Below are 12,743 nucleotides of genomic sequence, written 5' to 3' on the forward strand. Positions count from 1 at the left end.
CCAGGCGTCACCCGGCGATCGTCGAACGACCGAGGTGATACCCGATGCAAGCCGACCGCAGGACCGAACTCCGCCAACTGCTCGCCGAGCGCATCCTGATCCTGGATGGCGCCATGGGCACGATGATCCAGCAGCACACGCTGGGCGAGGCGGACTACCGCGGCCAGCGCTTCCTCGACCACCCGCGCGACCTCAAGGGCAACAACGACCTGCTGGTGCTGACGCGGCCGGACGTGGTCGGCGGCATCCACCGCGCCTATCTCGATGCCGGCGCCGACATCATCGAGACCAACACCTTCAACGCCACCCGCGTGTCGCAGGCCGAATACGGCCTCGAATCGCTTGCCTACGAGCTCAACGTCGAAGGCGCGCGCCTGGTGCGCCGGCTGTGCGACGAATACACTGCGCGTAACCCGGCCAAGCCGCGCTTCTGTGCCGGCGTGATCGGGCCGACTTCGCGCACGCTGTCGATCTCGCCCGACGTCAATGATCCGGGCTTCCGCAACATCAGCTTCGACGCGCTCGCCGACGACTACTACGAGTCGGCCAAGGCCCTGCTCGAAGGCGGTGCCGACATCCTGCTGATCGAGACGGTGTTCGACACGCTCAACGCCAAGGCGGCGGTGTTCGCCGTCGAAAAGCTGTTCGACGAGATTGAAAAAAGCGGTGGCCAGCGCTGGCCGGTGATGATCTCGGGCACCATCACCGATGCATCCGGCCGCACGCTGTCGGGCCAGACCGCCGAAGCCTTCTGGAACTCGCTGAACCACGCGCAGCCGATCAGCTTCGGCCTGAACTGCGCGCTCGGCGCCGACCAGTTGCGCCAGTACGTCGAGGACCTGTCCAACGTCTGCGACACCCATGTGTCGGCCCACCCCAATGCCGGCCTGCCCAATCCGCTGTCGCCGACCGGCTACGACGAGACGCCCGAGCACCTCGCCGGCGAAATCCGCCAGTGGGCCGAGGCCGGGCTGCTGAACATCGTCGGCGGCTGTTGCGGCACCACGCCGGCGCACATCGCCGAGATCGCCCGGGTGGTGGCGGAATTCCCGCCGCGCAAGATGCCCGAGGTCGAGAAGAAGCTGCGCCTGTCCGGCCTGGAGCCCTTCAACGTCGGCGACGACAGCCTGTTCGTCAACGTCGGCGAGCGCACCAACGTCACCGGCTCCAAGGCCTTCGCCCGCATGATCCTCGAAGGCCGCTTCGACGACGCGCTGGCGGTGGCGCGCCAGCAGGTCGAGAACGGCGCCCAGGTCATCGACATCAACATGGACGAGGCGATGCTGGATTCGGTCGCGGCGATGGAGCGCTTCTGCAAGCTCATCGCTTCCGAGCCGGACATCTCGCGCGTGCCGATCATGCTCGACTCGTCGAAGTGGTCGGTGATCGAGACCGGCCTGAAGTGCATCCAGGGCAAGGGCGTGGTCAACTCGATCTCGATGAAGGAAGGCGAGGCCGAGTTCCTGCGCCAGGCGCGGCTGGCGCGCCGCTACGGCGCGGCAGTGATCGTGATGGCCTTCGACGAGGCCGGCCAGGCCGACACCTTCGCGCGCAAGACCGAGATCTGCGCGCGCGCCTACCACCTGCTGACCAAGCCGGTGGCCGAAGGCGGCGCGGGCTTCCCGCCCGAGGACATCATCTTCGACGCCAACATCTTCGCCATCGCCACCGGCATCGAGGAGCACGACAACTACGCGGTCGATTTCATCGAGGCGGTGGCCTGGATCAAGCACAAGCTGCCCTGGGCCAAGACTTCGGGCGGGGTCTCGAACGTGTCCTTCAGCTTCCGCGGCAACGACCCGGTGCGCGAGGCGATCCACACCGTCTTCCTCTACCACGCGATCAAGGCCGGGCTGTCGATGGGCATCGTCAACGCCGGCCAGCTCGGCGTGTACGACCAGCTCGACCCGGTGCTGCGCGAGAAGGTCGAGGACGTGGTGCTGAACCGCAAGCCCGCGTCCGGCCAGAATCCGGGCGAAGTGCTGGTCGAGATGGCGCAGTCGGTGAAGGGCCAGGCCAAGGAATCCGGCCCCGACCTCGCCTGGCGCGCCTGGCCGGTGGAAGAGCGCCTGTCGCACGCGCTGGTCAAGGGCATCACCGAGTTCGTCGTCGCCGACACCGAGGAGGTGCGGGCCAAGCTGGAGGCCGAAGGCCGGCCGCCGCTGGCGGTCATCGAAGGCCCGCTGATGGCGGGCATGAACGTGGTCGGCGACCTGTTCGGCGCCGGCAAGATGTTCCTGCCCCAGGTGGTGAAGTCGGCGCGGGTGATGAAGCAGGCCGTCGCCCACCTGATTCCCTACATCGAAGCCGAGAAGCTGCGCACCGGCGCCGCCAGCAAGGGCCGCATCGTCATCGCCACGGTCAAGGGCGACGTGCACGACATCGGCAAGAACATCGTCGGCGTGGTGCTGGGCTGCAATGGCTACGAGATCATCGACCTCGGCGTCATGGTGCCGGCGGCGAAGATCCTCGAGGCGGCCAAGGAGCACGGCGCGCAGGCGATCGGCCTGTCCGGCCTGATCACGCCCTCGCTCGAAGAAATGGCCCACGTCGCCGCCGAGATGAAGCGCCAGGGCTTCGAGGTGCCGCTGCTGATCGGCGGCGCCACCACCAGCCGCAACCACACCGCGATCAAGATCGCGCCGCACTACGACCAGCCGGTGGTCTATGTGCCGGACGCCTCGCGCGCCGTGGGCGTGGTCACGGCGCTGCTGTCCGAAGGGCAGAGCGACGCGTTCAAGGCCGAAGTTGCCGCCGACTACGAAAAGATCCGCGCGCTGCACGCCAACAAGAAAGGTGTGCAACTGGTCAGCGTCGAAGCCGCCCGCGCCAACGCCTTCCGCATCGCGCCCGACTATCGCCCGCCGATGCCCAACACGCGCGGCGTGCAGGCGATCGAGGTCGAGCTGGCCGACCTGGTCGATTACATCGACTGGGGTCCGTTCTTCCAGACCTGGGACCTGGCGGGCCGCTTCCCGGCGATCCTCGACGACGAGATCGTCGGCGAAACCGCGTGCAACGTGTTCAAGGACGGCCAGGCGATGCTGGCGCGGATCGTCGATGAAAACTGGCTGCAGGCCAGGGCGGTGTTCGGCCTGTTCCCGGCCAATTCGGTGGGCGACGACGTCGAGATCTACACCGGCGAGGACCGCTGCCAGCTGGCGATGGTCTGGCACGGCCTGCGCCAGCAGCACGAGCGCCCGGCGGGCAAGCCGCACTGGTGCCTGTCCGATTTCATCGCGCCGAAGGACTCCGGCGTGCCGGACTGGATCGGCGCTTTCGCCGTCACCGCCGGCCTCGGCATCGAGGGCAAGCTCGCCGAGTTCGAGGCGGTGCATGACGACTACCACGCGATCATGCTCAAGAGCCTCGCCGACCGCCTCGCCGAAGCCTGCGCCGAATGGCTGCACGAGCGCGTGCGCAAGGAATGCTGGGGCTACGCTGCCGACGAGGCGCTCGACAACGATGCGCTGATCGCCGAGCGCTACAGCGGCATCCGCCCGGCGCCGGGCTACCCCGCCTGCCCGGACCACACCGTGAAGGGGCCGCTGTTCGAGCTGCTCGGCGCTCGCGAGCGCGCCGGCATGGAACTGACCGAAAGCTACGCGATGATGCCGGCGGCGGCGGTCAGCGGCTTCTATTTCTCCCACCCGGAAAGCCATTATTTCGCCGTGCCGAAGATCGGCCGCGACCAGTTGGAAGATTGGGCGCGCCGCACCGGCATGGAAGTGGATGAGGCTGCGCGCTGGCTGGCACCCTTGCTATAAACGTGTGCCGGAGCGGAATGGGTCACGCTCCGGCCAATGCGGCCATGCTAATCTCGCCACGTTCTGATGCGTAGCGGATATACGTGCCGTGAAGTTTCCCCGCCTGACCGATGACCGGGTTGACCCCGCCTCCTGGCATCAGGCGGTCTATCTGCTGTACCGCAATTCCATTCCGGCCCAGATATCGCTGGTGACGGTGGCCGTCATGCTGGCGGTCGGCAACATCGTCTTCGGTGCGGCGATGGTGCCGGCGCTCGGCTGGGCCGGGGCGATGGCGCTGCTGGCCTTCATCCGCGTGCTGTCGGTGCGCCGCTTCTTTGCCCGCGCGCCTTCGGTCGATGAAGTCGGCACCTGGTTCAGGCGCTACATGCTCGGCGCGCTGCTGGCCTCGACGGGCTGGGCGGCCGGGGCGGCGCTGTTCATGATCGGCGCCGGCTACGATGCGCGCTTCTTCACCGCCGGCATCATCGCCGCCACCATCGCCGGCGCGATGCCGACGCTCGCGCCTTCCCGCACCGCACTGGCCAGCTACACCGTGTTGTCGGTGCTGCCGGTCGCGCTGATCGCCGCGCTCGACTACCAGGGCATTCCGGACCTGATCCTGATCGTGCTGATTCCGGTCTTCAGCATCACCATCATTAACAGCTCGAACAACCTGAGCTCGATGCTGATCGAGTCGATCCAGCTCGGCCGCGAGCGCAGCCGCATGATTGCCGAACTCGAAGCCTCGCGCGATCAGGCGGAAATCGCCAACCGCACCAAGAGCCAGTTCCTGGCCAACATGAGCCACGAGATCCGCACGCCGATGAACGGCATCATCGGCCTCACCGAGCTTGCGCTGATGGACCCGCAGGACCCCGAGGTGCCCGAGCATCTGCGCATGATCCAGGCTTCGGCCGATTCGCTGCTGCGCATCCTCAACGACATCCTCGACTTCTCCAAGATCGAGGCCGGCAAGGTCGATATCGAACACGAGCCTTTCGATCTGCACGAGACCTTGGACCTCGCCACCCGCGTGCTGTCCGCGCCGGCCAAGTCCAAGGGGCTGGAGCTGAGGCTCGAACTGCCGCCGGACCTGCCGCGCAGGGTGCTCGGTGACGCGCTGCGGCTCAAGCAGGTGTTGACCAACCTGATCGGCAATGCGATCAAGTTCACCCAGCAGGGCGAAGTGGTGGTGTCGGCTTCGGTGAGCGGTAGGGGTGGCGGCATGGCCGACGTCGTCTTCTCGGTCAAGGATACCGGCATCGGCATCGATCCCCAGGTGCAGGCGATGGTGTTCGATGCCTTCGCCCAGGCGGATACCTCGACTTCGCGCAGATTCGGCGGCACCGGCCTGGGGCTGTCGATCTCCTACCGCCTGGTCGAGCTGATGGGCGGTATGCTGGGTGTGGACAGCAAGCCGGGCCGGGGCAGCCGCTTCTTCTTCACGCTGCGCTTCGAATACGCGGCGCCGGATGCCGAAGCGGCCAAGGCAGCGCCCGCCGCCGATGCGCCGCCCGCGCCTGTGCTGGGCAAGGGCGCAGCCATCCTCGTGGTCGAGGACAACCCGATCAACCAGAAGCTCGCGGTGGCGCTGCTGACACGGCGCGGCTATGACCTGACGGTTGCCGAGGATGGCCGGCAGGGGCTGGAGAAAGTGATTGGCGGCAACTTCGATCTGGTGCTGATGGACCTGCAGATGCCGGTGATGGACGGCCTGGAGGCGACGCGGCGGATTCGTGCCCACGAGCGCGAAACCGGGCGGCCGAGGATACCGATCCTGGCCATGACGGCCAGTGCGCGCGAGGAAGATCGCCAGATCTGCCTGGCCGCGGGGATGGACGACTTCCTGACCAAGCCGCTCAACATCGGCCTGTTGTACGAGCGGGTCGAAGCCGTGCTCAAGGCCGGCGGCCGGGTGGCAAGCTGAGCATCGCCGCGGGCCGTCGCCGGTGTTTCGTGCTTGGGCGGGACGCCACAGTCCGGTAGCATCGGCAGCCTCGATCCAACGGAGTCCGCCGACATGGCCACCCTCGAACTCACCGCCGACAACTTCAACGACGTGCTGGAGCAGAATCCGATCGTCTTCATCGACTTCTGGGCGGCCTGGTGCGGTCCCTGCCGCAGTTTCGCGCCGACCTACGAGGCGGCGTCCGACGAGAACCCCGACATCGTCTTCGGCAAGATCGACACCGAAGCCCAGCAGGAACTGGCGGCCACCTTCCAGATCCGCTCGATTCCGACCATCGCGGTGATCCGCGAAGGCATCATGGTGTTCCGCGAGTCGGGCGCCTTGCCGGCCAGCGCGCTCAAGCAGGTCATCGACGGCGTGCGCGGCCTCGACATGGATCAGGTGCGGGCGGAGATCGCCGAGCAGCAGAAACAGCAGGGCTGAAGCCTGCGCCGTGGGCGGCGCGCTGCCCGTGGTGCACAAGGAAACGGCGGCTCCGGAAAATGTCCGGGCCGCCGTTTTTTACGTCTCGCCGTTGCCGGTCTTCAGCAGGGGCATCGGCTGCCGCTGCGTTCGGCGCTGGGATAGCGCGCCTCCAGGCAGTAGCGGTAGAACTCCTCGCGGGTGAAGGGCGTCGCCTCGGGATGGCGCGAGCGCATGTGGTCCAGGTAGTACTCGTAGTCGTGGATGCCGATCACGAGACGGCAGGTCTGCACCACTTTGCGCGCGGCGTCGCGCAGGCCCGACAGCCAGTTCGAGCCCAGGCTGTAGCGTTCGAACTCGGCTTCGGACATCGGCACCGCATCCGCCTGCTGCGCGCGCGTCTCGGCGACGTAGCGCGCATAGGCGTCGTCCAGCCCCGCTTCCGCCGCGGCCGCTCCAACCGCGGCCGGCGCCTCGGCGGCGCCGGCCGGCTTGCGGCCGGTGAGGTAGGAAAGATCAAGCACGAGCGGGCTCGGCCTGGTAGGCCGGCGCCACTTCGTTCGCCGTCGGCGTGGTGCTGGCCAGCGCCTTGCGGATGTTGATGACCACCGCCACCAGCATCACCACCGCCACGATCATGAAGAAAGCGCACAGCGCCGCGTTGATCTGGTTGTTGAAGGCGACGCGCGACATCTCCTCGATGCTCCTGGCTGGTGCCAGAATGGTGCCCTGGGCCGCAGCTTCGTTGAAGCGGTTGGCCAGCGCGAGGAAACCGACCTTCGGATCCGGGCTGAAGATCTTCAGCCAGCCGGCGGTCATCGTGGTGATCAGCAGGAACACCGTCGGCACCACCGTCACCCAGGCGTAGCGCTCCTTCTTCATCTTGAACAGCACCGCGGTGCCCAGCAGCAGTGCCATCGCGGCGAGCATCTGGTTGCCGATGCCGAACAGCGGCCACAGCGTGTTGATGCCGCCCAGCGGATCGACCGTGCCCTGATAGACGAAGTAGCCCCAGCCCGACACCGCCACCGCCGTGCCGAGCAGGTTGCCGGCCAGGCTGCGGGTCTGGCTCATGCCGGGGATGAAGGTGCCGGCCAGATCCTGCACCATGAAGCGGCAGGCACGCGTGCCGGCATCGACCGCGGTGAGGATGAACAGCGCTTCGAACAGGATCGCGAAGTGATACCAGAACGCCATCATCGCCTTGCTGTTGAACAGGTCGGTGATGATCACCGCCATGCCCACGGCGAAAGTCGGCGCACCGCCGGCGCGCGACAGGATGCTGTGCTCACCGACGTCCTTGGCCATCTGGGCGAGGATTTCCGGCGTCACCGTGAAGCCCCAGCCGTTGATCACCTGCGCCGCGGATTCGACCGTGGTGCCGATGACGGCGGCCGGCGAGTTCAGCGCGAAGTAGATGCCCGGGTCGAGGATCGTGGCGCAGATCATCGCCATGATGGCGACCAGCGACTCGCCGATCATCGCGCCGTAGCCGATCACGCGCATGTGCGATTCACGCTCGACCAGCTTGGGCGTGGTGCCCGAGGACACCAGCGCATGAAAGCCCGAGATCGCGCCGCAGGCGATGGTGATGAACAGGAAGGGGAACAGGCTGCCGGAGAACACCGGGCCGGAACCGTCGACGAACTGGGTCATCGCCGGCATCTTCAGGTCGGGCAGCGACACCAGGATGCCGATCGCCAGGCCGATGATCACGCCCAGCTTCAGGAAGGTCGACAGGTAGTCGCGCGGCGCCAGCAGCAGCCACACCGGCAGCACCGAGGCGACGAAGCCGTAGATCACCAGCGCCAGCGTCAGCTGCGGGCCGGTCATGGTGAAGAACGGGCCCCAGTACTCGTGGTGGGCGATGTCCTCGCCGAAGATGATCGCGGCCATCATCAGCACGAAGCCGATCACCGAGATTTCGGCGATGCGCCCCGGACGGATGAAGCGCATGTAGACGCCCATGAAGATCGCAATCGGGATCGTCGCGGCGATGGTGAAGGTGCCCCACGGGCTTTCGGCCAGCGCCTTGACCACCACCAGCGCCAGCGCCGACAGGATGATGATCATCACCCCCAGCGTGCCCAGCATGACGATCACGCCGGCGAAGGAACCGAGCTCCTGCTTGGCCATCTCGCCCAGCGAACGGCCGTCGCGGCGGGCCGAGATGAACAGCACGAGGAAATCCTGCACCGCGCCGGCCAGCATCACGCCGACCAGGATCCAGATGGTGCCGGGCAGGAAGCCCATCTGCGCCGCCAGGATCGGGCCGACCAGCGGACCGGCGCCGGCGATCGCGGCGAAGTGGTGGCCGAACAGCACCCACTTGTTGGTCGGCACGTAGTCCAGGCCGTCGTTGCGCCGCACGGCCGGCGTCATGCGCCGGTCATCGAGTTCGAACACCTTCTCGGCGATGAACTTGCTGTAGAAGCGATAGGCGATGGAATAGCACGACAGTGCCGCCAGGATCAGCCATGCTGCATTCACATGTTCGCCCCGGCTCAGGGCAAGCATGGCAAAGCCGGCCGCCCCGACCAGGGCGACGATCAACCACACCAGTTTGGATATCACGTCAGATCTCCGAAAAGCGCAGCGGCATCCAGCATGCGCCGATCGATTTCGGGCTTGGTGTGGAGCTTCGACATCACGGGGCCACTGCTTGGGGAAAGTTATGGTTATGTGCCGCCAATGCGACAGGCATCAGGGCTGAGGCATTCTAGTCCTTTGCCTGCGGATTTGTCTTGCATACCGGGTGGCCTCTTTTCTTCGGTGCCGCCGGGCCGCTATTCGAACAGCGCCCCCACGCTCTGGCCGCCGTGGATGCGCTCGATCGCCGCGGCGAACAGCGGCGCGACACTCAGCGAGGTGATCTTGGGCAGACGCTTGTGTACCGCCAGGGCGACGGTGTTGCTGACCACCACCGAGTCGATCGCCGCGTCGCGCAGGCGCTCGATCGCCGGGCCGCACAGCACGCCGTGCGTCGCGCCGGCATGCACGCTGCGCGCGCCGGCGGCGCGCAGCGTCGCGGCGGAGGACACCAGCGTGCCGCCGGTCGAGATCTCGTCCTCGAAGATCACCACGTCGCGTCCGCGCACGTCGCCGACCACTTCGCCGTGCTTGACGTCGGTGTCGCTGACGCGGCGCTTGTCGATGATCGCCATCGGAATGCCCAGCCGCTCTGAGAAGCGGCCGACGCGCTTGGCGCCGCCGGCGTCGGTCGCCACCGCGACCATGTTCGACAAGTCGTAGTGGCGGCGGAAATGCTCGGCGATGGCCGGCACCGCGGTCAGGTGGTCGACCGGCACGCTGAAGAAGCCATGCACCTGGTCGGCGTGCAGGTCCATCGTCAGCACGCGGTCGGCGCCGGCGGTCTTCAGCATGTCGGCGATCAGCCGGCCGGTGATCGAGATGCGCGGCGCATCCTTCTTGTCCGAGCGGGCGTAGGAATAGTACGGAATCACCGCGGTGATGCGGCGGGCCGACGCGCTGCGCATGGCGTCGAGCGTGATCATCAGTTCCATGATGTGCTCGCTCACCGGCTCGGTGAAGGATTGCACCACGTACACGTCGCGTTCGCGCACGTTTTCCTGGATCTGCACGCGCAGGTTGTCGTTGGAGAAACGGGAGATGTCGAGCCGGCCGGGGCGGATGCCGAGCCGCTGGCAGATTTCGCCGGCAAGTTCCCGGCTGGCGTTGCCGGCAAAGATCTGTAGGCCGTGGTCGATCACGGGATGTCTCGCTTGTGTGGGTGGATCGGGGGCGCGGCTGCGTGTGGGCAGCATGCGTCGGCGCGCCCTCTTTTACTCCGACTCGGGTCTTGGGGGAAGGGGGCGCGGCGGGTAGGATGCCGGCTGGATCGATTTTCCAGCCAGACCTTGCCGATGTCCGTTCCGTTTGCCGCCACCGTCTCGGCCGCTTCTCCTTCTGCCCGGCACGCACCCTTTCGCCGTTCGGCGCTGGCCGGCCTGCTCCTTGCCGCATTGCTGTCTGCAGCCACGCCCGTGCGTGCGGCCGACGCGGTGACGCCGGATGGCGGCGTCTATCGCGGCGGCCTGCGCGACGGCAAGCTGCACGGCCAGGGCCGCATCGAGTGGCGCAACGGCGCCTATCGCGAAGGCGCTTTCGTCGAAGGGCTGTCGCATGGCGTGGGGGTGGCGGCCGGCGCGTCGGGCTGGCGCTACGAAGGCGGCTTCGACAACGGCCTGATGCAGGGCAAGGGGCGGATGCGCTTCGCCGACGGCTCGGAATACGAAGGCGAATTCCGCGCCGACGAGTTCGACGGCCACGGGCGCTACGTCCGCGCCAATGGCGAAGTCTACGAAGGGAGCTTCAGGAAGGGCCGCTTCCATGGCGAAGGCCGCCTGGAGCTGGCCGACGGCCGCATCTACATCGGCCGCTTCGAGGACGACGAGCCGGTCGGCAGCATGCTGGTCATCCACGACGATCGCCGCTACGAAGGCGAGCTCGCCGACTGGGAGCCGAACGGCGAAGGCCGTTTCACCGACGCCCAGGGCAACGTCTTCGAAGGCAGTTTCGTCGCCGGCGCGCTCACAGGCAAGGGCAGGGCGAGCATGAAGAACGGCGCCCGCTACGAGGGCGACTTCGACAACTGGCGCTTCCACGGCCAGGGCATGTTCCGCAATGCCGACGGCGACGAATACCGCGGCGGCTTCGCCTGGGGCCTGTACGACGGCGAAGGCACGATGACGTATGCGCGGCCCAAGCCGGACGGACGCACGCGCGACAGCGGCACCTGGCGGCGCGGCAAACTGCATGATCCGGCGGCCGAGGCGCTGCGCCAGCGCAACGTCGAAACCGCGCTGTACGCCCAGCCGGCCCTGCTCGAACGCCAGCTGCAAGCCCTGCAGCCGCAGGATCCGGCGCGCATCGACCTCTATCTGCTGGCAGTGGCGGGCGACGGCCGGGAAGAAGTGTTCCGCCGCGAAGTCGAGTTCGTGCGCAGCCAGTTCGACCGCGACTTCGGCACGGCCGGCCGCTCGCTGACCCTGGTCAACAGCCGCAGCAGCGTCGATGCCGTGCCGCTGGCGACCCAGACCAGCCTGCGCCGGGCGCTGCGCGCAGTGGCGGACAGCATGGATGTGGAACAGGACATCCTGTTCCTCTTCCTGACCAGCCACGGCTCCGACGCGCACGAACTGACTTTCAAGCTCGCCGGCGTCGACATGCCCGACCTGCCGGCCGCAGCGCTGGGCGAGATGCTGCGCGAGAGCGGCATCCGCTGGAAAGTGGTGGTGGTGTCGGCCTGCTACTCCGGCGGCTTCGTCGACGCGATCGGCGACGAAGGCACGCTGGTCATCACTTCCGCCCGCCACGACCGGACTTCGTTCGGCTGCGCCGACGACAACGACTTCACTTATTTCGGCCGCGCCTACTTCAAGGAATCGCTCGCGCCCGGCGTGTCCTTCATCGACGCCTTCGACAAGGCACGCGGGCTGGTGGAAACCTGGGAGCGCGAGGACATCGCCGGCATCCAGGGCGAAGGCGGCGCGGGCGAGGAACTGGCGGAAGAGGAGCACTCGCGCCCGGTGATCGCCGCGCCGGCGCCGATCCGCGAGCAGTTGCGGCGCTGGCGGGTGCAGTCGGCGGAGTAGCGAAATGGTGGCGGGGGGCGGGCTACGATCTACCGCAACAAGGCCTCGCCTTCATCCACGAAAACCCGCATCAGGTGATGCGCGATCGCGTACGGCAGCGGCGCCGACAAGCCCTGGACGTGGGTGCCGGCCAGCATCTCGGCGACTTCGGCGCGGCTGAACCAGCGGGCGTCGTCCAGTTCGGTGGTGTCGATGGTGATTGCCGTGCCTTGCGCCTGAGCGAAGCAGCCGATCATCAGCGACGAGGGGAAGGGCCAGGGCTGCGAGGCGAAGTAGCGCACCGTGGAACAGGGCACGCCGGCTTCTTCGAGGATTTCGCGGCGCACCGCGTCCTCGATCGTCTCGCCCGGTTCGACGAAGCCGGCCAGCGTCGAATACATGCCGGTCGCAAAGCGCGGCTGGCGGCCGAGCAGGCAGCGTTCGCCGTCGATCGCCAGCATGATCACCACCGGATCGACGCGCGGGAAATGCTGCGCCCCGCAGGCATCGCAGTCGCGCCGCCAGCCGCCCGCGACCATGCGGCTGGGCGCGCCGCACTGGGCACAGAAGCGGTGGCGGCGGTGCCAGTCGAGCACCGCCTTGGCGCCGCCGAGCTCGCCCAGCAGCGCGTGGTCCAGTTCGCCCTGCATCGCCACCGTGCGCAGGCTGCGCAGTGCCAGCCCCGGCAGGCCGGCGACGGCATCGGCCAGCCCGGCGCCGAAATCCAGCGCGAACAGCGCTGCGCCGTCCGGCAGCCGGCCGAGGAAGACTTCGCAGACCGGTTCATGCTGCCCGGGCGGCAGCGCCGCCTGCAGCGCGGCCAGTTGCGGCACGCCGAACAAGGCGTCGCAGGCCGCGTCACGCTGCATCAGCAGGGGCTCGTCGCCGCCATGGACGACGAAGCGCGTAGCCGCCGCCTGCCTGGCCTGGCGGACGTAGTCTTCGTCCTGGCGCTTGTCGGACAGGCGGTCCAGCGGGTTGAAGCCGAAGCCGATGATGGCGGAGCGGTCGTATGCGTGCATGGGCATG

8 protein-coding genes are annotated in these 12,743 nt (G+C 67.5%); 4 read left to right on the forward strand and 4 right to left on the reverse strand.

What is annotated here, in order from left to right; genetic code table 11:
• The first annotated feature begins 44 nt into the window (after positions 1-44).
• The 3 genes from metH (at position 45) to trxA (ending at position 6,141) form a co-directional block, all read left to right on the forward strand.
• Positions 45-3,767 (forward strand): methionine synthase, encoded by a 3,723-nt coding sequence (gene metH, locus NX068_RS06285; RefSeq protein ID WP_263460433.1) that lies wholly within the window; start codon positions 45-47, stop codon positions 3,765-3,767.
• An 88-nt stretch (positions 3,768-3,855) separates the two neighbouring features.
• Entirely contained in the window at positions 3,856-5,676 is a 1,821-nt protein-coding gene (locus tag NX068_RS06290) for an ATP-binding protein (RefSeq protein ID WP_263460434.1), read from the forward strand.
• A 93-nt stretch (positions 5,677-5,769) separates the two neighbouring features.
• Positions 5,770-6,141, forward strand: a complete 372-nt coding sequence (gene trxA, locus NX068_RS06295) for a thioredoxin (protein WP_263460435.1) — start codon at positions 5,770-5,772, stop codon at positions 6,139-6,141.
• Between the two features lie 101 nt (positions 6,142-6,242).
• On the opposite strand, the gene NX068_RS21175 is transcribed toward trxA, so the two are convergent.
• The 3 genes from NX068_RS21175 to NX068_RS06310 all read right to left on the reverse strand — a co-directional run bounded on the left by NX068_RS21175 (position 6,243) and on the right by NX068_RS06310 (position 9,851).
• Positions 6,243-6,644, reverse strand: coding sequence for a CstA-like transporter-associated (seleno)protein (locus tag NX068_RS21175; RefSeq protein WP_263460436.1), 402 nt, complete (start codon positions 6,642-6,644; stop codon positions 6,243-6,245).
• Positions 6,637-8,694: a carbon starvation CstA family protein gene (locus tag NX068_RS06305; protein WP_327084804.1), complete on the reverse strand. Its 2,058-nt coding sequence runs from the start codon at positions 8,692-8,694 to the stop codon at positions 6,637-6,639. The genes NX068_RS21175 and NX068_RS06305 overlap by 8 nt, the downstream gene beginning before the upstream one ends.
• 212 nt (positions 8,695-8,906) lie before the next feature.
• Entirely contained in the window at positions 8,907-9,851 is a 945-nt protein-coding gene (locus NX068_RS06310; protein WP_263460437.1) for a ribose-phosphate diphosphokinase, read from the reverse strand.
• 153 nt (positions 9,852-10,004) lie between these two features.
• Here NX068_RS06310 and NX068_RS06315 point away from each other — a divergent pair, with 153 nt between their 5' ends.
• Positions 10,005-11,735, forward strand: coding sequence for a C13 family peptidase (locus NX068_RS06315; RefSeq protein WP_263460438.1), 1,731 nt, complete (start codon positions 10,005-10,007; stop codon positions 11,733-11,735).
• A gap of 29 nt (positions 11,736-11,764) precedes the next feature.
• On the opposite strand, the gene nudC is transcribed toward NX068_RS06315, so the two are convergent.
• A complete protein-coding gene (gene nudC / locus NX068_RS06320; protein ID WP_263460439.1) occupies positions 11,765-12,742 on the reverse strand; it encodes an NAD(+) diphosphatase in 978 nt (325 codons plus the stop codon).
• Position 12,743 lies beyond the last annotated feature (1 nt).

It is taken from the genome of Thauera carbonicopians, from assembly GCF_025699485.1.
Taxonomy (GTDB): Bacteria; Pseudomonadota; Gammaproteobacteria; order Burkholderiales; family Rhodocyclaceae; genus Thauera.

What these genes read in the sequence shown, in the direction of transcription:
- nudC (WP_263460439.1), bottom strand. Translation starts at nt 12,742, where the DNA reads ATGCCCATGCACGCATACGACCGCTCCGCCATCATCGGCTTCGGCTTC.
- trxA (WP_263460435.1), top strand. Translation starts at nt 5,770, where the DNA reads ATGGCCACCCTCGAACTCACCGCCGACAACTTCAACGACGTGCTGGAG.
- metH (WP_263460433.1), top strand. Translation starts at nt 45, where the DNA reads ATGCAAGCCGACCGCAGGACCGAACTCCGCCAACTGCTCGCCGAGCGC.
- NX068_RS06315 (WP_263460438.1), top strand. Translation starts at nt 10,005, where the DNA reads ATGTCCGTTCCGTTTGCCGCCACCGTCTCGGCCGCTTCTCCTTCTGCC.